The sequence below is a fragment of the Mitsuaria sp. BK041 genome (assembly GCF_014193085.1).
In the GTDB taxonomy this organism is placed as follows: Bacteria; Pseudomonadota; Gammaproteobacteria; order Burkholderiales; family Burkholderiaceae_C; genus Roseateles.
The window spans coordinates 1,639,193-1,659,967 of record NZ_JACHYT010000001.1; the positions used below are offsets into that span (position 1 = coordinate 1,639,193).

At 68.4% G+C, this 20,775-nt stretch carries 15 protein-coding genes and 2 tRNA genes; 6 read left to right on the forward strand and 11 right to left on the reverse strand.

Going from position 1 to position 20,775, the window contains the following annotated elements; genetic code table 11:
- Nucleotides 1-5: 5 nt before the first annotated feature.
- From FHT38_RS07170 to FHT38_RS07185, 4 genes are all read left to right on the forward strand, one after another.
- Nucleotides 6-1,547: a hypothetical protein gene (locus FHT38_RS07170; RefSeq protein WP_183490951.1), complete on the forward strand. Its 1,542-nt coding sequence runs from the start codon at nt 6-8 to the stop codon at nt 1,545-1,547.
- Nucleotides 1,544-5,650 (forward strand): RHS repeat-associated core domain-containing protein, encoded by a 4,107-nt coding sequence (locus FHT38_RS07175; RefSeq protein ID WP_183490953.1) that lies wholly within the window; start codon nt 1,544-1,546, stop codon nt 5,648-5,650. Before FHT38_RS07170 ends, FHT38_RS07175 begins: the two co-directional genes overlap by 4 nt.
- 7 nt (nt 5,651-5,657) lie before the next feature.
- Nucleotides 5,658-6,137 (forward strand): hypothetical protein, encoded by a 480-nt coding sequence (locus FHT38_RS07180; RefSeq protein WP_183490955.1) that lies wholly within the window; start codon nt 5,658-5,660, stop codon nt 6,135-6,137.
- 99 nt (nt 6,138-6,236) lie between these two features.
- On the forward strand, nt 6,237-6,533 hold the full coding sequence (locus FHT38_RS07185; protein WP_183490957.1) for a hypothetical protein: 297 nt from the start codon (nt 6,237-6,239) through the stop codon (nt 6,531-6,533).
- Nucleotides 6,534-6,575: 42 nt separating this feature from the next.
- Here the strand turns inward: FHT38_RS07185 and FHT38_RS07190 are convergent, their stop codons facing one another.
- The 3 genes from FHT38_RS07190 to FHT38_RS07200 all read right to left on the reverse strand — a co-directional run bounded on the left by FHT38_RS07190 (nt 6,576) and on the right by FHT38_RS07200 (nt 9,358).
- Nucleotides 6,576-6,977, reverse strand: a complete 402-nt coding sequence (locus FHT38_RS07190) for a response regulator (RefSeq protein WP_183490958.1) — start codon at nt 6,975-6,977, stop codon at nt 6,576-6,578.
- Nucleotides 6,978-7,123: 146 nt separating this feature from the next.
- Nucleotides 7,124-7,200: transfer RNA gene (locus FHT38_RS07195), tRNA-Arg, on the reverse strand.
- Between the two features lie 172 nt (nt 7,201-7,372).
- A complete protein-coding gene (locus FHT38_RS07200; RefSeq protein ID WP_183490960.1) occupies nt 7,373-9,358 on the reverse strand; it encodes an OPT family oligopeptide transporter in 1,986 nt (661 codons plus the stop codon).
- 376 nt (nt 9,359-9,734) lie between these two features.
- Here FHT38_RS07200 and FHT38_RS07205 point away from each other — a divergent pair, with 376 nt between their 5' ends.
- Nucleotides 9,735-11,180 (forward strand): bifunctional diguanylate cyclase/phosphodiesterase, encoded by a 1,446-nt coding sequence (locus FHT38_RS07205; RefSeq protein WP_221213984.1) that lies wholly within the window; start codon nt 9,735-9,737, stop codon nt 11,178-11,180.
- An 87-nt stretch (nt 11,181-11,267) separates the two neighbouring features.
- Here FHT38_RS07205 and FHT38_RS07210 read toward each other — a convergent pair.
- From FHT38_RS07210 to FHT38_RS07220, 3 genes are all read right to left on the reverse strand, one after another.
- Nucleotides 11,268-11,344 (reverse strand) — tRNA-Pro (locus tag FHT38_RS07210).
- A gap of 82 nt (nt 11,345-11,426) precedes the next feature.
- Nucleotides 11,427-12,509, reverse strand: coding sequence for a phosphotransferase family protein (locus tag FHT38_RS07215; protein WP_091723979.1), 1,083 nt, complete (start codon nt 12,507-12,509; stop codon nt 11,427-11,429).
- Between the two features lie 70 nt (nt 12,510-12,579).
- A complete protein-coding gene (locus FHT38_RS07220) occupies nt 12,580-13,284 on the reverse strand; it encodes a Crp/Fnr family transcriptional regulator (protein WP_091723982.1) in 705 nt (234 codons plus the stop codon).
- 237 nt (nt 13,285-13,521) lie between these two features.
- Here FHT38_RS07220 and FHT38_RS07225 point away from each other — a divergent pair, with 237 nt between their 5' ends.
- Nucleotides 13,522-15,609, forward strand: coding sequence for a FimV family protein (locus FHT38_RS07225; RefSeq protein WP_183490964.1), 2,088 nt, complete (start codon nt 13,522-13,524; stop codon nt 15,607-15,609).
- A 34-nt stretch (nt 15,610-15,643) separates the two neighbouring features.
- On the opposite strand, the gene FHT38_RS07230 is transcribed toward FHT38_RS07225, so the two are convergent.
- The 5 genes from FHT38_RS07230 to lptF all read right to left on the reverse strand — a co-directional run bounded on the left by FHT38_RS07230 (nt 15,644) and on the right by lptF (nt 20,748).
- Nucleotides 15,644-16,813, reverse strand: a complete 1,170-nt coding sequence (locus FHT38_RS07230; RefSeq protein WP_183490966.1) for a pyridoxal phosphate-dependent aminotransferase — start codon at nt 16,811-16,813, stop codon at nt 15,644-15,646.
- Between the two features lie 97 nt (nt 16,814-16,910).
- On the reverse strand, nt 16,911-17,855 hold the full coding sequence (locus tag FHT38_RS07235; RefSeq protein ID WP_091723991.1) for a CysB family HTH-type transcriptional regulator: 945 nt from the start codon (nt 17,853-17,855) through the stop codon (nt 16,911-16,913).
- 19 nt (nt 17,856-17,874) lie between these two features.
- Nucleotides 17,875-18,300 (reverse strand): sirohydrochlorin chelatase, encoded by a 426-nt coding sequence (locus FHT38_RS07240; RefSeq protein ID WP_183490968.1) that lies wholly within the window; start codon nt 18,298-18,300, stop codon nt 17,875-17,877.
- A gap of 88 nt (nt 18,301-18,388) precedes the next feature.
- Nucleotides 18,389-19,552 carry an LPS export ABC transporter permease LptG gene (gene lptG / locus FHT38_RS07245; RefSeq protein WP_091723996.1) on the reverse strand — a complete coding sequence of 388 codons (1,164 nt, stop codon included), beginning with the start codon at nt 19,550-19,552 and terminating at the stop codon, nt 18,389-18,391.
- Nucleotides 19,549-20,748 carry an LPS export ABC transporter permease LptF gene (gene lptF / locus FHT38_RS07250; protein ID WP_091723999.1) on the reverse strand — a complete coding sequence of 400 codons (1,200 nt, stop codon included), beginning with the start codon at nt 20,746-20,748 and terminating at the stop codon, nt 19,549-19,551. Before lptF ends, lptG begins: the two co-directional genes overlap by 4 nt.
- Nucleotides 20,749-20,775 lie beyond the last annotated feature (27 nt).

Below are 20,775 nucleotides of genomic sequence, written 5' to 3' on the forward strand. Positions count from 1 at the left end.
TGGCCATGGCCATCAATCCGGTGCAGCGCCGGCTCGCCGAGTTGCTGCAGCACTGGCAGGCGTTCGTCGACCAGCCCGACAAGCGCCTGCTGCTGTGGCAGGTGCCGGACGGCGGCAGGCGCCTGCTCGACGCCTTCCTCGAGATGCAGCGGCATGCGCCCGCGGGCGACGCCACCGGCGGCGTCGGCGGCGACACCTTCGTCGTCTTCGATGCGCCGTTCGAGCAGTCCATCGCCTATTCGCGCGCGCTCAAGGAAGCGCTGGCCGGCCAGTACGCCGCGAGCCACGACGAGTTGCGCCAGGCCGGGCAGACGCCCGATTGGCGCTTCGAGCCGGACGAGGTCCCCGACACCGCCGCGGCCTTCATGCGCGCGCTGGCCGCGCTGGCCGGGCATCACCCGGTGTTCGGGCAGCTCGTCGCCGTGCTCTCGCCCGCGAGCGTGACCGACGACGAGGCCTGGGCCGCCTGGGTGACCCGCGCGCTCGACGCCGGCGTGCCCGATGGCGTGCGCCTGCTGGTGCCCGATGCCGATGGCGCGCCGCGCCTGGAGCGGCTGGCGCGCGAGGATCGTCCTGATGTGCTGGTGCAGCCGCTGGCGCTCGATGCGTGGGCGGTGGCGCAGGAAACCTTCGCGCAGGAGCCCGCGGTGGGACCGGGCGGCGTGTTCCGCAGCCTGCTCACGGGACTGTTCGCGCTCGCGGAGAAGGGCTCCGCCGACCAGGTGCAGCTCAAGGCACGGGATGCGCTGGCCTTCGCGCGCCAGCAGGGTTGGTCCGACCAGGAGGTGGCGGTGCGGCTGCTCACCGCCGGCGTGATGCTCAAGGAGCGGCGCTGCGACGAGGCCGTCAACCATTACCGCCATGCGCGCTCTGCCGCCGAAGCCGCTCGCGAGGCGGGGCATCCGGCGGGCGGTCAGCTGGTGCTGCAGTCCTGGTTCGGCGAGGCCGCGGCGCTGATCGCGGCCGGCGAGCCGCGCGCGGCGGTGCCGTGCTACCAGGCCGCCGAGCAACTGGCCGCCGCGCTGCCCAATCCCTTGATGCGCCTGGAGGCGCTGCGCATGGGCAGCTTCTGCCTGGCGCGTGCCGGCGATGCTGACGCGGCGCTGGCCTTCGGGCGTCCGGCGCTGGCCGTCGGCGAGGGGCTGCGGCCCGCCTCGCGGCCGATGACGACGCTGCCGCTGCATTGCTTCGAGCTGCTGCGGCTCGTCGATCCGGAGCGCGCTGGCCGCATCGAGGCGATCCGGCGCGACCTCGACCGCGAGCAGCTGAGCCGGCGAGGGCGTCTGGACCAGCAGGCCGCGGCGCTGGAGTCGTCCGCCGATGTGGCCGAGTTGCGCCGGGTCGAGCGCGAGCACCTCGACGGGGAGCAGGCGCTGCAGCATGCGGCGCAGGCGAGGGCGGACGGCGAGGCGGCCGGCGGCAGCGCCGCCTTCCTCGAGCTGTTCGAACAGGCGCGAGGCCTGTTCGGTCCGTCCTGGCCGATCGCGATGCCAGGCGCCATCAGCCCCGCCGCGGCGCCGTCGACCGCCCAAGGATCCGCCGCATGAATCTCTCCGCCAAGCACGGTGACCCGCAGCTGGGCATCGACATCCATCTGTGCACCACGCCGGCCGGACCGGTGCCGCTGCCGACGCCGCATCTGTCGGTGGTGTTCGATCCCTTCGACTACCTGCCTTTCATCGGCGCGACCGTCAAGGTGATGGGCATGAAGCGCGCGACGGCCGGCACCTCGGCGATCGTGGTGCACATCCCGCCCGGCTTCCCGTTCGCGCCGATGATTCCGGACAAGGACGACGAGCTGTTCATGGGCAGCGCCACCGTGGTGGCCGACGGCGATCCGCTGTCCTACCTCGCGCTGCCGGTGCTGGGCTGCCAGATCGCGGGCATGCCCAGCCCGCCGCGGCCGAAGAAGAAAAAGCTCAAGCTGCCCAACCTGCTGCCCACCAGCTTCAACCTGGCGATCCCCAACACGGTGAAGGTGGGCGGCGCGCCGACGATCTCGATGGCCGGCATGATCGCGCGCGGCGCCTTCGCGGGCCTGGGCAAGCTGGCCAAGTCCCGGCTCGGCAAGGCGATGGGCGCGGGCTTCAAGAAGTTCCGGCAGAAGCTCTTCAAGAACATGGACCCCGGCTTCCTGAAGTGCAAGGTGCTGCGCGCGGAGCCGGTGAACATCCTGACCGGCGAGGTCAGCGTCGAGCAGGTGGACTTCAGCCTGCCCTGGCGCGTCCCGATGGACTGGGTGCGCAACTACGCCTCGGGCCGCGAGCGGGTGGGGGCGTGCGGCGTCGGCTGGGAGAGCCCGGCCGATGCGCGGCTGGAGATCGATGCGGCCGACGGCAGCGTGGTGTTCTTCCATCCGGATGCCGGGCCGGCACTCTTCCCCGCGCTGCCGGCCGCGCAGGGCGACGCGGCGGCGGTGCTGGAGCTGATGGATGGCGCGCGGCTCAGCGACCACGGTGACGAGTGGCGGGTGCGCACCAAGGGCGATCTGACCTATCACTTCCCGAAGTCGCTGACGGTCCCCGTGACCGGGCAGCTGCGGGAAGTGCCGCTGGGCCGCGTCAGCGACCTGTGCGGCAACTGGCTGCTCTACGAATGGGTGGAGGGCCGGCTGAGCGCGATCCGCGAATCGGGCGGACGACATCTGCTGGTCGAGTACGCCGGGCGCTTCATCCGGTCGCTCTCGCTGTACGTGGCCGAGGCCGAGTTCAGCCACACCTTCGTCAGCTACGAGCACGATGCGCAGGGCTGCCTGACGGCGGTCCGCGATGAACTGGATCATCCCTACCGATTCGCCTACGACGGCCGCCACATGGTGCGGCACACCAACCGGACGGGGCTGTCCTTCCATTACGAGTACGACAAGCGCGGCGAGGAGGGCGAAGGCGGCGAGGAGTGGCAGGTCGTGCGCGCGTGGGGCGACGGCGGGCTGTACGACTACCAGTTCGCTTACTGGCCCGCGATCCGCGAGGTGCGGATCACCGATTCGCTGGGGCATGTGTCCACGGTCCAGTGCGACGAGCACGGCCTGCCGATCCTGGAGATCGATCCGCTGGGCGGCCGCACGATCTTCGAGTACGACGAGGTGGGCCGCACGACGGCGGTGGTGGACGCGGCGAATCACCGGACCGAATACGCCTATGACGAGCGCGGCAACCTGCTGAAGCTCACGCGGCCGGACGGCAGCGCGATGTCGATCGAGGTCGACGCGCGCGACAAGCCGGTGGCGATCACCGATCCCAATGGCGCGAGCTGGCGTCAGCGATGGGATGAACGTGGGCTGCTGGCCGAGCAGACGAGTCCGCTCGGCGCGGTGACGGCCTACGAGTACAGCGCGGACGGCTTGCTGCTCAGCGTGAGCGACGCGCTGAAGGCGACGACGCGGCTGGGCTATGACACCGATGGCCAGCTGGTCAGCGTGAGGAATGCGCTGGGACATGTCTCCCGGCTCCAGCGCGACCTGCTGGGCAATGTGCTCGAGCGCTCGGATCCCCTGGGCCGTGCCACGCGTTATCGCTACGACCGCAAGGGGCGGCTCGTCGAGGCGACCCTGCCCACGGGCGCGCGCATCCGTTGCGCCTACGACGCCCAGGGCAACCTGACGCATCACGAGGACGAGAACGGGGCGCGCACGGGCTTCGAGTACTTCGGTCAGGGACTCATCGCCAAGCGCCATCAGCCTGACGGCCACGTGGTGCATTACCACTACGACACGGAAGAGCAGCTCATCGGCGTGAGCAACCAGCGCGGTGAGATGTATGAGCTCAGGCGCGATGCGCTCGGGCGCGTGGTCGAGGAAGTGGACTACTGGGGGCAGGCGACGCGGTATGTCTTCGATGTGGCCGGGCATCTGAAGCAGAGCGTCGATCCGCTGGGGCGTGTCATCGACTTCACGACCGACAAGCTTGGCCGGGTCCGGCGCAAGCGCTTCGAGCATCCATTCGCGGCGGGACGCCAGTTCGAAGAGACCTTCGACTTCGACGCGAATGGCAACCTCACCGGTTGCGCCAATGAGCATGTGACGGTGAAGCGGGTGCTCGATGTCGAGGGGCGCTTGCTCGAAGAGCAGCAGGGCGACTTCGTCATCAAGAACGGCTTCGATCTGCTGGGCCGTCGCATCCGGCGCGAGACCAGCGCCGGCAACACGGTGGTCTACGAGTACGACGCGCTCGGACAGCCCACGGCCATCCGCATCAACGACGAACCGCCGATCACGATCGAGCGGGACGAGAACGGGCAGGTGGTGAAGGAGACGCTGGCACCGGGCCTCGAGCGGCAGTACCAGTACGACGCCGAGGGCCGGCTCACCGGTCAGGGCGTGCGGCGCGAGTCGGAGTGGCTCTTCAGCACGCAGTACGCCTACGACGCGGCCGGCAATCTCACGCACCGCAAGGACAGCCAGTACGGCCTGGACCAGTTCCGCTACGACCCGCTCGGACAGATCGTCGAGCACATCGATCCGCAGGGGAGGCTGAAGAAGTTCTTCCAGGACCCGGCCGGGGATCGGTTGACGACGGGCGTGAAGCGGGACGGCACCTGGCGGCGCGAGGGCTGGTGCGAGGGCGTGCATTACCGCTTCGATGCGGCGGGCAACCTGATCGAGCGCCGCGATGAGCGGCAGTTGGACGGCGAGGAGCCGAAGACGCTGGCGCTGGCGTGGGATGCGAATCAGCGGCTGGTGCGCAGTCGCAGACGAGCGACCTTCGGTGACGCGGAGCCGGACGAGGCCGAGACCGTCTACGGCTACGACCCGATGGGGCGGCGGGTGTTCAAGCGGAGTGGAACCAACGAAAGCTGGTTCGGGTGGGAGGGGGACGGACTTGTCGCTGAAGGGAAGGTGGGGGAGCGGCGCGAATACCTCTACTACCCAGGCAGCTTTGTGCCGTTGGCGATGGTCGACAAGCAGGTCAGCTATCGCTATCACACCGATCCGAATGGCAGCCCGAACCGATTGACCGATGACAAGGGGCGCGTGGTTTGGGCAGCGCGATACGAGGCGTGGGGCCGGGCTGAGCTCCTACTGGGCGACGTGGCCAATCCAATCCGCCTGCAAGGGCAGTACGAGGATGTGGAAACCGGGCTGCACTACAACCTCTGCCGCTATTTCGATCCGCTGAGCGGCGCCTTTGTCTCGCCGGACCTGCTCAAGCTCTCAGCCGGCTCCAACCTGTACAGGTTGGCCGCCAATTCCTTGGGCTGGATCGATCCGCTTGGTCTTTCCCCGTTGGAAATAGGGCAGATTGGCAAGCACGGCCATCCGATCAACTCCCGGATCGAGTATGGCGACAATATTGCCTATCTGGTGGAGGGGTCGAAACCCTCGACGAAAGGCCGCTTGGTCGGCTGGCACTATTACGAAAATCCTGGGCATCACGATCCCAATAGAAAATCGCCTCTTCGCGGCAACGTGGATTACAATCCCGGCAAAAGCGTCTTGCCACCGAATCACGTGGAGCTTTTTCAGAATAGCGTGTACTTCGAAGGAAACCGCTGGGCGAAGGACAGTGCTGGAAACTTCCACCAGTTTCAGGACAGCGGGGACTTTCATTTCCATTGGGCCGGGTCGACCAATGGTGAGACGAACAAGGGCAAGAAGCTCGGAAAGGTCGTGGACCCGAAGGTCAAGGCGCTGTTTTCCGGTTGTGGATGATTTGCAAATGAAGATGATTGGCGACGCTGCGCGATTCGCGATGGAGATCGGACCGGCGGAGACGTCCAGTCGGCCGATGCGTATCGTGAATATTTATATTGGTGGGAAGAATATCAGTGAGGTCGATAACGCCGCCTATGTGCCGCAGTTCGTTACTTCGCTTCGAAGGGCGGCCGATGCGCTGAAACGTAAGATCGATTACGCGAAATACGAGCCGCTGTTCCTCCAACATTCATTGGAGGAGGCTTATCAGCGGCTGGCGGCCGATGAAGGCGAGTTGTTCGGTGCATGTCGCGTGCTGGATTTGGGTGCGACTACCGACAGTTCGCTCAGTTTTCTGATTCCGTATCGCAATCGGCTCTATCTGGCCTCCCGGACGATTGATGAGGACGAGGCGGTCACATCGCCGTTGGCCATCGTGGAGATCACTGCATACGACATCGTTCGGGTGTTGGAGTCAACAATTGAAGTTTTGGAGAACGCTTGAGCCGGTTGCCTCGAGTCCGATCTTTCGATTGGTTTCTGCCAGCCAGTGCGGCTGACGAGCACGCTGCTGCTGTGAGGGCTTGATTGCCGGAGAAAAGCGATGGCGGCGCTTTCTGAATATTCGAATGTCTACAACACCGCATTGAATGTGTTGAAGCAGAAGGGATTTCGTCTCTGGCGCGATGTCGATACCGACATGTACTGCGCCGAGAAGAATGGCTGGGACTTCATGGCCGACAACCCTTGCTCCCTGCTCGGTCTGATCGCCATTCACGAGTGGAAGGCACCAGCTCAGTACACCGAATATTGGTGGAAGGACGATAGCGAAAGGCTGTACGGGAAGCTGGATTCCGCAGCGCCCGAGTTCACTCCCGTCTACGACAAGCCGCGCGGCTAAGGGAGCGCAACGCGCCAGCAGCCCTTTCGAAGGGGGCGGTTGCTAGATCTGGCTGGCTGCGCGCGAGGCAGGCGTGACCAGCGCCTCGGTCATGTAGGCCACGAGGTCGTCCGCTCTGACGGGATTCGCGAAAGCGGCATCGAAGTCGGTCAGCAACATCACCTGCGCTGCTGCCTGCGTTCGAACCAGGCAGACGAACTTCGTCGTGTGGTCGCAGGTTTCGGTGCCCAGCAGAACGCCGCGGAGACTTCTCAAGCGCGAAACGCCGAACTGGTCATCCACCATGACGACCTTCGGTCCGAGCACCGATGCGATCGGCACTGCGCTCTCGAGCGTTGGAGCGGTGGCCACCTCACAGCCGTGGCGCTGCAGGTGAAGCGAAAGACGAGTCGCGGCGTCGACGTTGGCGTCGACGATGAGAATGCGGTGGCCCACGAGGGTCATGATCAGCCTTGACGCTGACAGCCCTTTACCGAGAAGCAAAGCCAGAAGCAGCGGGGGCAGTGTGCTTGCCCGCGAATGCCCGCATCAGTCGCACATCCAGGAATGCGGCGTAGTGGCTTTGCCTACGCAATGCTCTGACGCATGGCTGGCCTGCCCGGAGGGACTCGAACCCCCGACCTGCTGCTTAGAAGGCAGCTGCTCTATCCAGTTGAGCTACGGGCAGACGGAAATCGGTAGACCGATCGATGCCTTCGTCCAGAACGGACTTCGGGCCCCGGGAGGGCGTTCCCACGCCTCCGAAGGGCCCGGATTGTGCCATGCGAACCGCCGTTACCGGCGGCCGGGGAACGGTTCGAAGTCGATCCATGGTCGATCGACTCTCGACAAGCTGAAGATCAGATCAGCACGTTCACGATCGCGTTGCCGATGCCCATCAGCGCCGCGCCCGAGATCAGGCCCGCGCAGATCGGCTCGCAGCCGTCCACCCAGCGCTTCCACCCCGCCGTGCCCGGCGTCTTGTGGACCTTGGCCATCACGAAGAAGATCATCGCGCCGACCCACATCGCGAAGGTCGACTCCGGCGGCAGCACCACGCCCAGGCCGATCGCCACCGACGACAGCGGGAACTTGCCCTTGGTCGCCATCTTGATCAGCTCGATCACCACCGCGCACACCGCCGCGATCGCCATCGTGATCAGCGCCGACGCCGGCAGGCTGTGCAGCCCGTTGGCGATGATCTCCGCCACGCCGCGCCATTGCACCGCCGCCGGCATCGAGAACTGCTCGGAAATGATGGTCGACGTCGAACGCAGGCCCTCGGCGTTCTTCGGCACGAACAGCAGGAAGAACAGCGGCACGCAGAACAGCACCCCCGCCACCACGCCGATCACGTGACCGATCGCCTGGTGACGCGGCTTGCCGCCCAGCATGTAGCCCGGCTTGATGTCGCTCAGCAGGTTCGCCGCGTTCGACGAGATCTCCGAGGTCATGCCCGCCGGGATCAGGTTGGACGCCGGATTGGTCCGGTCGATCGCGCCCATCGTGAACTGCGTGATCTTGGACAGCGCGCCCGTCGGCGTCCACGAGGTCAGCGCCATCGAGTTCGTGCAGATCACCGTCAGCACCAGGATCAGCGGCAGCGAGATCAGCGCCATGCCCACCGGCACGCCGAAGAACAGGTGCGCGATGTAGGCCGTCAGCACGCCCATCACCGGCACGCCGACGAAGGAGATCCACAGCGGCACCTCGATGTCCTTGAGCAGGTCGCTGCCGCCGCCGGCCTGGCCTGGCTTGCGGCGGAAGGACTTGAACACCGCCACGAACAGGTCGGGCTTGGCCAGCAGCGTCGTCAGCGAGCCCGCGACCATCATCGCCACGCCCCACCACATCGACCACTGGTTGACGATCTCCGCCCGCGAGATCGGGATCGGCGCGCCGTTGGGCGCCACGCGCTGCACGATGTCGCCGGCCTGGATCATGATCGGCGCCAGCACCACGAAGTTCACGAACGCGCCCAGCAGGCAGCTTGTCGCCACCGCGATGCCCATCAGCCCGCCCACGCCCAGCATGGCCGCGTCCAGCGTCAGGCGCAGCCCCAGCGCGCGGATGTCGGTGCCCAGGATCTTCGGGATCCAGATCTCTGCCTTGGCCGCCATGCCGTAGTAGTACTGGTCCAGCCGCTCATGGAAGGTCCAGGGCTCGGTCATGCCGGCCCACTTGTCCATGCGCAGCAGCTTGAACTGCAGCAGCTTCATCCAGCCATCGCTGATCAGCGCCTGGTAGATCGCGGCGCCCGCCGCCACCTTGGCCAGCAGCTTGGCCTTGTACATGCCTTCGCCGCCCTCGCCGGTGTAGAGCGAGTCCAGCACCACGCCGCAGGCGCGACCCTCGGGGAAGGGGAGCTGGTCCTCGTTGATGAAGCGCCGCTTCATCGGGAACGCCACCAGCACGCCCAGCACCGCGATGACGATCATCCAGATCATCATCTGCCACCACGGCACGATGTGGTCGACGAACAGCATGTACGCCGCCAGCGACGAGAACAGCGGCGAGACCACGTAGCCCGCGGCCGTGGCGATCGACTGGGTGCAGTTGTTCTCCAGGATCGTGTAGTCCTTGGCCCAGCCCAGCGACGCGAAGATGCGGAACATCGCGAAGGCCAGGATCACCGAGGTCAGCCCCACGCCGACGCTGATGCCGGTCTTGCCGCCGATGTACAGCGAGGTCGCGGCCAGGATGCCGCCCAGCATGAAGCCGGTGAAGCCCGAACGCAGCGAGAGCTGCGCCATGTCGCCGCGGAAGACGTTCTTGAACCACCACTCGTCCTTCTGCGCGCGCGACCAGGTCTGCACCTGCTCGTCGGTCAAATGCTGTAGCGCCATGCTGTGCTCGATCCTCTTCCGGGGTTGCCCGTTGCCGCGCCCGGCTCCAGGCTCGTGACCAGGAAGGACGCTCTTTTGAAACAAAAAAACAGCGCGCATTGTCCCTGCCTGACATCGCGCTGACACGAGCCCTCGCATGGGGTTTCCCCTGATCGCCACCCGCCTATCGCCCTGACGGGTGGGGTGTCGCGCTGAGGCTGCGAACCCCGTGTCCGTCGGCGCGGACGACGCCCGCGCCACGCCGAGTTCTTCACGCCCGGACCGCGCGCCGATCGGACGGGCCCCCGCATTCCGGTGCTGCCGCCGCACGAAAGTGCGTTCAGCGCCTAGCATCCCCACTTCCTCCTTGCTGCATCTGGAGCCGCTGTTGACGCTGATGTGGGTTCTCCTGGGCGTCCTGCTGGGCGTGGCCCTGACCTTGGTCCTGCTGATGGCGGTCCAGGGAAGGTTGGGCCGCGCGTCCGGTGCCCGGCGTCGGGACCGGCTCACCGGGCTGCTGCCGGCGCGCCGCTTCGAGGACGAGTTCGCCGCGCTGCTGGACGCGCTGCAGCGCCGCGGCGGCGAGGGCAGCCTGCTCTACATCGGCCTGGATGGCTTCCGGTTGATCAACGAAGAGCACGGCAAGGACCACGGCGACCACCTGCTGGTGCGCACCGCCGAGCGGCTGCGGCAGCTCGCCAGCAAGCGGTCCCTCGTCGGGCGGCTCGCGGGGGATGAATTCGCCCTGTGGAGCGAGGTCCCGGCATCGCAGACCGACGCCCTGGTGCGGCAGGTGCTGGAGGCGCTGGGCGAGCCGGTCCTGGTCGGCGCGACACCGCTGACGGTGAGCCTGTCGGTAGGCGTGGCGATGTCGCCCGAGCACGGCCACTCGATCCGGTTGATCCGCCGCGCGCAGACGGCGATGCGCTCGGTCAAGCGCCTGGGCGGCAACGGCCACGCCTTCTTCGACGCGGTCCAGGAGGAGGAGCTGCGCGAGGAGCTCACGATGGCGCGCGAGCTGCGGGAGTCGATCAAGAACCGGGAGCTGGAGCTGGTCTACCAGCCGAAGATGGATGCGCGCACGCTGCAGGTGACCGGCGTGGAAGCGCTGCTGCGCTGGCGGCATTCGACGCTCGGCATGGTGAGTCCGTCGCGTTTCATCCCGATCGCGGAGCGCTACGGCCTGATCGATCCGATCGGCGACTGGGTGGCCGACACCGCGCTGACGCAGGCGGCGCGCTGGCGCGAGATGGGCCTGCGCATGCGTGTCGCGATCAACGTGTCGGGCTACCAGATGCGCTCGGACGAATTCATCGGGCGCCTCGAGAAAGGCCTGCGGCGCCATCGCCTGCGGCCCGAGCGCTTCACCTGCGAGATCACCGAATCGGTCGCGATGGAGCACGCCACGGTCACCGGCCGCGCGTTCAAGCGCCTGGGCGCGCTGGGCGTGCATGTGTCGATCGACGACTTCGGCACCGGCTACTCGAGCCTGGCCGCGCTGCGCCAGCTACCGGCGCAGGAGCTCAAGATCGACCGGGCCTTCGTGGCCGATGTCGCCACCAGCGTCCAGGCGCAGGCCATCGTGCGCGCGGTCATCGAGATGGCCCGCGTGCTGCACTTGAAGGTCGTGGCCGAGGGCGTGGAGACGGCGGCGCAGCGCGACCAGCTCGTGGCCATGGGCTGCGACGAGCTGCAGGGCTACCTGTTCGCGAAGCCGATGACGGCGCTCGCGATCGAGGTGCTGGCGGCCGAGCCGGACAAGTCGACGGAGGGGCGCGCGGAGGGCTTCCGGCCGTCGATCTTCGTGGAGACCGCGGCGGTGCCGCTGGATGCGAGGCGCTGATCCAGAGCGCCAGAGCGCGGCCGCGCGTCGCCACTCTGAAAAAACGAAGAGCCGCGAGGATTGCTCCTTGCGGCTCTTCTGGAGAAATGGTCGGGGCGGCGGGATTCGAACTCGCGACCCTCTGCTCCCAAAGCAGATGCGCTACCAGACTGCGCTACGCCCCGACGAAGCCGCAGATTGTAGCCTGGAAATTCGCCTGCCCGGGAACTCGCGATCCTCTGCTCCCAAAGCAGAAGGTCGGGGGCCTCAGCGCGACAGCTTCTGCGCGATCTCCCAGCCCAGCTCCGCCATCGGTTTGGCGCCCGCCGCGGCCTCGCGGGCCTGCGCGCTCGAGGCGGTGCCGTCCTCCACCCGCTTGGCGATGCCCTGCAGGATGGCGCAGATGCGGAACAGGTTGTAGGCCAGGTAGAAGTTCCAGTCCTTCATCACCAGCTGCGGATCGGCGCGGCCGGTGCGCTCGCAATAGCGGCGCACGTAGTCGAGCTCACCCGGGATGCCCAGTGGCGCCAAGTCCACGCCGCCCAGACCGCGCGCGGCGCCGGTCTTGCGGATGTGCCAGGACATGCAGTGATAGCTGAAGTCCGCCAGCGGGTGGCCCAGCGTCGACAGCTCCCAGTCCAGCACCGCCAGCACGCGGGGCTCGGTCGGATGGAAGACGAGGTTGTCCAGCCGGTAGTCGCCGTGCACGATCGAGACCTCGCGCTCGTCGCGCGCCGATTCGGGGATGTGCGCGGGCAGCCAGTCGATCAGGCGGTCCATCGCCTCGTTCGGGCCGGTGATCGTGGCCTGGTACTGCTTGCTCCAGCGGCCGATCTGGCGCTCGAAGTAGTTGCCCGGCTTGCCGTAGCCTTCCAGGCCCAGCGCGCGGAAGTCGACGCGATGCAGCGCCGCGATGACCCGGTTCATCTCCTCGTAGATCGCGGCGCGTTCCGCGTTCGACGCGCCGGGCAGCGTCTGGTCCCACAGCACGCGGCCCTGCACGAAGGCCATGACGTAGAAGGCGCGGCCGATGACGGACTCGTCCTCGCACAGCGCGAGCATTTGCGGCACCGGCACGTCGGTGCCGGCCAGCGCCCGCATCACGGTGAATTCGCGCTCGATCGCGTGCGCGGAGGGCAGCAGTTTCGCCACCGGCGCGGGCTTGGCCCGCATCACGTAGCTGCCGCCGGGCGTGATCAACTGGTAGGTGGGGTTGGACTGGCCGCCCTTGAACTGCTCGATCGTCAGCGGGCCGGTGAAGCCGGGAATCTCGCGCGCCAGCCAGGCGGCGAGCGCCTGGGCGTCGATCGGATGCGTCGGGGCGCGGGTGCCGGTGAATGCGTCGTCCACAAGGTCTCCTGGAGTTGTCGTGAGATGCGAAACACGCGCTCCGGGGACCGGGGGATCGGTCGCCGGGCGCTCAGCGGTTGGCGATGGCCAACAGCTTCTCCTTGCTCAATACCACCAGCCGCGTCGGCTCGACGCGCACCGCGCCTTCGCGCTCGAAGCCCTTGAGCTCCTGGTTCACGCGCTGGCGCGACGCGCCCAGCAACTGCGCGAGGTCTTCCTGCGCCAGCTGCAGGCCGATGCGGACCTCCTCGCCCTGCGACACGCCGTAGCTGCGCGCCAGCAGCAGGATCTGCTTGGCCAGCCGCGAGGCCAGGGGTCGGGTGTTGAGGTCCTCGACCTGGTCGAACATCAGCCGCAGCCGCCGGCAGTTCAGGCGCAGCAGCGCCTCGTACAGCTCGGTGTGGCGTTGCAGCAGGTCCTTGAAGTCGGGCTTGCGGATCACCAGCAGCGTGGTCTCGCCATGGGCGCTGGCGTCGTGCGTGCGGGGCAGGCCGTCGAAGAGGGCGATGTCGCCGAACCAGATGCCGGGCTCGACATAGGTCAGCGTCACCTGCTTGCCTGACAGCGACACCGAACTGACGCGCACCGCGCCCTTGGCCACGCCGATCCATTCCTCGGCCGGTTCGCCGCGCACCGACATCAGCGCGCCGTCGGCGAGGCGACGCACGGTGGCGCGCGCCAGAATGTCGCTGCGCAACGGCAGTGACAGCTTGGAGAACCACGGCCCCGACTCGATGTTGTTGCGTTCGGAAATTGTAAGAACCGAGCTGTTCATGCTTTGTCGCTGGCGTGACAGGCCAGCCGTCTCCTGAAAGATGCGGACGGGCCGCGTGTGTCGCGACCTCATCCGGCCTATTGTGAGGGACCCGCGGCGCGCCCCATGGCGCCGCGCCGATGCGCGCATGATGCGCGGGCGATGCGCGTCGCGGGCGAAGGAGGGGCGCTTTTCCGGGTTTGTCCCGGGGAGCGCCGTGCTAGAGTGAAACGCACTCCAACAGCAATGACAGCGGGCATGGATCGAGATCATCACGACCCGCGCGGCGTGTTGCCGTCGCATAGCGTTCTCGTGCTGGCCATCCTCGTGATGTCGGCGCCCGCGTGGAGTCTCGGCGTGGGCCGACCGCAGGCGGCCTCGTCGCTGGGGCAGCCCTTGAACCTGCTGTTCCCCGTCCAGCTCAATCCCGGCGAGAGCCTCACGCCCGACTGCGTGCGCGCCGAGGTCAGCGCGGGCGAGAACCCGTTGTCCGCCTCGGGCCTGCACTGGCAGATCGAGGGCGACCCCGGACGTCCCACCGGCGTGCGGCTGCGCAGCGTTCAGCGCATTGACGAGCCCATCGTCTCGGTGCAGCTGAGCGTGGGCTGCAGCGCGCGGCTCACGCGCCAGTACACCGCCTTCATCGATCCGCCCGGCCTGAATGCCGAACCGATGGCCGACACCGGCGCGACGACCGTGCCGCTGGTGTCGCCGGCGCTGCAGGCGCAGCGGGAAGGGCAGCCCGCCCGCGTGACCGAGGCGCCCCGTGTCTCGGCGCCCGTCAGTGCGGGCGAACCGGCATTGGCCGCGGCCGCGACGCCCAGGCCTTCAGTGGCCGAGCGCCCGCGCCGCGCCGCGCGTCGCGTCGCGCAGGCAAGTCCTGGCCCCGAGCGCGACGGTCGCGCCGCGGCGCCGGCCGCCGTTCGCCGCGAGGATCGCGCGACACGGCCGTCCACGCCCCGATTGAGCCTCGAACCCGCCGAGGCCTTGCAGTCGCCCGCGCCCGCGCTGCTGGCGGCCGAGGCCGCCGCCAGCGCGGCCAGCGCCGCCGAGGAGGCCCGTCAGCAGGTGCTGGCGATGCAGAAGCAGATCGCCGACCTGCAGGCGGAGCAGAAGCGCACGCTCGCCGCGATGAACACGCTGCGCCAGGACCTGCAGGCCGCGCGCGAGCGGGCCGCCGAGACGGGTGGATCGTCCTCGACCTGGGTGCTGGGGCTGAGCCTGCTGAGCCTGGCGCTGGCCGCGAGCAGCCTGCTGCTGTGGCGCAGCAACCGCATGCAGCGGCGCGAGGCGGAACAGCACTGGCTGACCGATTCGCGTCAGGACGCCGAGGCGGAGATGCGAGGCGTCGCGACGGTGCCGCCGCCGATGCCCACGGGGCCGTCGCCTTTCACGCCGACCGATCCGCACAGTTCGCCGGCCCCGTTGATGTCGCACCTGTCGACCGACGGGCCGCCCGCCTCGTCGGCGCCAACGACGATCCCGATGCCGCTCACCGCCGTCGAGGAACCGACCCGGCCCGGCCCGCTGACGCCGCCACCGGCGCGCGCCTCGACGCGGGCGCCGACCACCGCCGCCGACGACGCGCTGGAGGCGCTGGCCGCGCTCGAGGCCATGGAGGCGGTCGAGCCGCTGAGCCTGCAGTTCGATCGCGACGACACGCGGCCCGCGCCGTTCACCGCCGACCTGGGCGGCGTCGGCAGCCTGGTGACCGTCGAGGAACTGATCGACCTGGAGCAGCAGGTCGATTTCTTCATGGTCCTGGGCCAGGACGACGCGGCCATCGAGCTGCTGTCCTCGCGCCTGAACCAGCGCGACGCGGCCAGCGGCCTGCCCTTCCTCAAGCTGATGGAGCTCTACCAGCGCCGCGGCGACCGCGAGGCCTTCGATCGCGTCGGTACGCGTTTCGCGGAGCAGTTCCATGCGCGCGCGCCGTCGTGGAGCGACGACCTGAACGAGGGCGAGGGGCTGGAGGCCCATGACGAACTGATCGATCGGCTCGAGGCCGCCTGGGTGGACGCCGAGGGCAGCATGAGCCTGCTGCAGGACCTGCTGTCCAAGCATCAGGAGTACAGCGGCGACCTGGGCCTGCCGGCCTACCGCGACCTGCTGCTGCTGTACGCCGTGGCCCGGGACCGCGCGGAGCACGAGGTCGACGGGCAGTCGATCGATGTCGTGCTGCCGCTGGATGCGACGGCGCACGCGGACCAGATGGCGACCATGGTCTGGCAGTCGCCACCGCCGCCGCCGGGCGTGCCGGCCCCGCGGTCGGTGCTCACGCAGTCGGTCGACCTGGACCTGTCTCTGGTGGACGACGAGCCGCCGAGAGACGCCAAGGGCCGCTGACGCGCGTTGCGGGCCGCCAGCGGCCGGCCCGGCCTCAGATCCGCTTCAGGCGGTCGAGCGCGAGGTCCAGCGTCTCGTCCTTCTTCGCGAAGCAGAAGCGGATGACCTTCGCGTCGCTGCCGCCGCCGTAGAAGGCCGACAGCGGAATCGCCGCGACGCCGATCTCGCGGGTCAGCCACTGGCACATCGCCATGTCGTCGAGCGCGGCCAGCTCGGGCCGCAGGCCGCCGTAGTCCACGCACTGGAAATAGCTGCCCGGGCAGGGACGCAGCACGAAACCCGAGTCCGCCAGTCCGGCGCGGAAGCGGTCGCGCTTGCGCTGGTAGAAGTCGCTCAGGCCGAGGTAGGGCGCCGGATCGCGCATGTAGGCGGCGATGCCGTGCTGCATCGCCGAATTGACGGTGAACACGTTGTACTGGTGCACCTTGCGGAACTCCGCCGTGAGCGCTGCCGGCGCCGCCACGTAACCCACCTTCCAGCCGGTCACGTGGTAGGTCTTGCCGAAGCTGGAGACGACGAGGCTGCGCGCCGCCAGCTCCGGCAGGCGCGACACGCTCTGGTGCGTGTGGCCGTCGTAGACCATGTGCTCGTAGACCTCGTCGCTGATCACCAGCACCTCGGTGCCGTCGAGCAGCTCGGCCAGCTGCCGCAGTTCGTCCGCGCTCCAGACCGCGCCGCTGGGGTTGTGCGGGCTGTTGATCATGATCGCCCGCGTGCGCGGCGTGAGCGCGGCGCGCAGCCGGTCGAAGTCGGGGCGGAAGGTCTGCGGATCCAGCGGCACCGCCACCCGCACGCCGCCGGCCAGCGCGATGTTGGGCGCATAGCTGTCGTAGGCGGGCTCCAGCACGATCACCTCGTCGCCGGGATGCACCACCGCCAGCAGCGCCGTCAGGATCGCCTGCGTCGCGCCGGCGGTGACGGTGATCTCGCTGTCCGGGTCATACGCATGGCCGTAGAGCGTCTCGATCTTGGCGGCGATCGCCTGGCGCAGCGCCGGCACGCCGGGCATCGGCGGGTACTGGTTGTGGCCGGCGCGCATCGCGGCGTCGACGGCGTCCAGCAAGGCCGGATCGCCGTCGAAGTCCGGGAAGCCCTGGCCCAGGTTGACGGCCTGGTGCTGCTGCGCCAGCGCCGACATGACGCTGAAGACCGTCACCCCCAGTTGGGGCAGGCGGCTCGCGGGAACGGGGGTGTGAACACGCATGGTGGGATCGATGAAGGGGCGGGTCGGAAGCGGGGGAGGCGCTGGAGGTGGCCGTGATCGGATCGGGGGAAGGCGTCGGGTGGGCGCTTGTTGCGCGTCAGAGGTCGTAGTCGCTGGCCTCGCCGCTCATCGCGCGCTGCAGCAGCGTGCGGTTGAGCCGGTCGGACAGCAGCTCGGCGAAGCTGTAGACGTAGTTGCGCAGGTAGGCGCCGCGCTTGAAGGCGATGCGCGCGACGTTCTGGCCCAGCAGGTGGCCCAGCGGCCGCGAGACCAGCTCGCCGCCAGGCGGGTCCTCGCGCACCGCCATCTCGGCGACGATGCCGATGCCCAGTCCCAGCCGGACATAGGTCTTGATGACGTCCGAATCGATCGCCTCGAGCACGATGTTGGGCGTCAGATGCCGCTGCGCGAAGGCCCGGTCGATGCGGGTGCGGCCGGTGAAGCTGGGGTGGTAGGACACCAGCGGCTGCTGGGCGAGCTGCTCCAGGTCGATGCGCTCGACCTGCGCGAGCGGATGCTCGGCGCGCATCACCAGCACGTGCTGCCATTCGTAGGCGGGCAGGGTGACGAGCTCCTCGAACTGCGACAGCGACTCGGTGGCCAGGCCGACGTCGGCGGTCTCGTCGATCAGCATCCGGGCGACCTGGTCCGGGCTGCCCTGGTGCAGGCCGATGTTGACCTGCGGGAACTGCCGGCGCAGCTGGGTGACGGGGCCCGGCAGCACATAGCGGGCCTGGGTGTGGGTGGTGGCGATCGAGAGCGTGCCGACGTCCTGCTTGGAGTACTCCTCGCCGATGCGCTTGAGGTTGCCGACCTCGCGCATGATGATCTCGATCGACTTCAGCACCTGGCGCCCCGGCTCGGTGATGCTGCGCAGCCGCTTGCCATGGCGCGAGAAGATGTCGACGCCGAGCTCCTCCTCGAGCTCCAGGATCGCCTTGGAGACGCCTGGCTGCGAGGTGTAGAGCGCCTTGGCCGTCTCGGTCAGGTTGAGGTTGCGGCGCGCGGCCTCTTGGACGAAGCGGAACTGGTGCAGGTTCATGGCGTGGTCATCGCAGGCGTCAGGCCTGGGGCAGCACGGTCGGGGTGGAAGGGTCGAGCGGATCGGCGGGCAGGGTGACGCCGGAGATGAGGTCCAGCGTCGCGCCCGCCATCGCGCGGATGACGGAGGGCTGTTCGCCGATCGCGTCGTGCAGCACGAACAGCACCCGAGGGTGCGTCGCGCGCAGCGACTCGACCAGCGGCGGCACGTCCCGCCGCACATGGCCGCTGGCGCCCAGGAACATCGGCACGATCTGGATGCGGCTGCAGCCGCGCGCGGCCAGGGCGCCGGCGGCGGTGGCGATATCCGGGGCCATCAGCTCCAGGTAGGCCAGCGCGATCGGCAGGTCCGGCCGCCGCGTCTGCAGCTCGGCGGCGATGGCCTGGAACGGGGCGGCCCAGGCCGGATCCCGGGCGCCGTGGGCGAAGAGCAGCAGACCGTCCATCAGCAGTCCTCCGTCGGTTGAAGCGGCCGGGTCGCGGCCGGGGGAAGGGGCCGGCGGGTGCCGGACCGGCGGGCGTCGCTCCCGCCCTTCATCGATAGCGCACCAGCCAGTAGAACGCCGCCATCGAGATGCCCAGGTAGAGCAGGCTGGGCGCGGACGCCACCAGCCAGGGGGTCCAGTCGCGCAGCAGCCCGAGGTGGCCGGTGATCGCGTTCAGCACCACGAAGCTGATGCCCAGCATGATGCCGCCGAAGACCTTGACGCTGATGCCGCCCGAGCGGAAGTGCAGGTAGGCGAAGGGCAGCGCCAGCGCCACCATCACCATGCAGGCGAACGGATAGAAGGCCTTGCGCCAGAACTGGATCTCCGGCTGCGCCGAGGACTGCTCCTGCGAGGACAGGTGGCGGGTGTAGCGGTAGAGCTCCAGCGTGGACATGTTCCAGGTCGGCTGCACCGCCGCGGACACCACGCCCGCCGGCAACTGGCTCTGCCAGTCGAAGCGCGGCAGCAGGACCTCGTGGATGGCGGGGTTCTCGGACAGCTTGTCCTGCGGCGCCGCGGGGTCCTTGGGCTGCGGCGCGTTGGCGGCCGGCTGGCTCAGCGGGGTCGCCACGCGCGACCACTGCGTCAGCCGCACCTCGTTCATCTGCCAGCGGCCGGTGGCGTCGACGGTGGCGCTCTTGGCCGTCAGCCGGGTCGCCATCGCACCCTTGCTGTCGAACTCGAAGACCAGCACGTCCTCCATCGTCCCGTTCGAGCGGGCCCGCCCGACGTGCACGGCGTAGCTGAAGTCGCCGATGCGGTCCTTCATCCACGCGCCCTGCGCGTTCGTGACGCCGCCGCTGGCGGTGGACTTGAGCAGCTGCGCCTGGCGGTCCGCCCAGGGGTTGACGAAGTCGCCCACCACGAAGGCCAGCACCGCGAAGGCCAGCGCCATCACGCTCAGCAGGCCCAGCGCGCGCTGCGGCCCCAGGCCGCCGGTGCGCAGGATGGTGAATTCGCTGGACTGCGCCAGCCGCGCCATGCTGAAGATGGTGCCGATCAGCACCGCGATCGGCATCAGTTCGTAGAAACGGCCCGGCAGCTTCAGCACGCTGGACCACACCGCCAGTCCCAGGCCCAGGCCCAGGCGCTGGAAGCGGTCCAGGTCGTCGATGAAGTCCAGGAAGAAGAACAGCGCCAGGAACCCGGCCATGACCAGGGTGAAGGAACTGAGGATGTCGCGGTACAGCAGCCGCCGCACGGTTCTCATGTGGGCACTCCCGGCGTGGACGAGGACATCGAGGCCGGCGCGATGACCACGCCCGCCGGGACGGGGCCCAGCACGGTCTCGGCATAGGCCGGGTTCTCCGGCGGTGCCGGCAGCACGCCACTGCGCGGGGCGCCCAGGCGCGCGCCCTGTTCGCGCCAGAGCAGCAGCAGCATGGTCACGACGAAGGCGCCGCCATGCAGCGCCAGCATCGCGGGCCCCAGCTTCATCTTGTTGCCCACCACCCAGGTCTGGGTCAGGTTGATCAGGTTGAAGTAGACGATGAAGGCCAGCAGTGCGAACAGCAGGTTCCAGTTGCTGGCGCGGCGCGGGTTGGTCGCCGAGATGCCGATGCCCAGCAGCACCAGGTTGACGCAGCCCAGGATCATGCCGAAGCGCCAGGCCAGCTCGCCGTCGTTCTGCGGCGAGCGGTCGACCAGCAGGTCCAGCGTCGGACGCGTCTTCGGCGCGCGCTTGCCGTCGGCGCGCATCACCTCGTCGTCGACCACCACCTGGTATTGCTGGAAGCGCGCGACCGACTTGTCGCCGTTGCGCAGGTCCACGTCATTGCGTTGGCCGTGCTCCAGCACGAGGACGCGCTGGTTGTTCTTGTATTGCAGCGCGCCGCGCGCCGAGGTCGTCACCGACTCCAGGTGCTCGGTGTTGTTCATGATGAAGACGTTGCGCGCTGCAGCCTCGTCGGCCGGGTCGCGTTCAATGAAGAACACCCGCGAGCCGTCGTTGGAGCTCTGGAACTGCCCCGGCGCGACCCGGGACAGGTCGCTGCGCTGCTCGAACTGCTCGCGCAGCTGGGCGCTGTTCTCGTTGCTCCACGGCCAGACGATGGTCATCAAGACCGTCACCACCACCAGCACCGGCGAGGCCATCGTCAGCACCGGCCGCACGAAGCGCGTCAGGCCCAGGCCGCTGGCGAACCAGATGGTCATCTCCGATTCCTTGTACATGCGCCCCAGCGACATGACGACGGCGACGAACAGCGACAGGCTCAGCATCACCGGCAGCTGGGCCAGGGCCAGGTAGCCCAGCGACAGCAGCACATGCTGCGGTGCCACCGTGCCCTTGGCCGCCATGCCGAGGGAGCGCACCAGCAGCATCGTCACGACGATGGTCAGGATGACCACGAAGGCCAATCCGAAACTGCGGGCGAGTTCTTTGCGTACTGATGAATCGAATAACATCCGGGCACTTTATCTACTTCTCGGTAT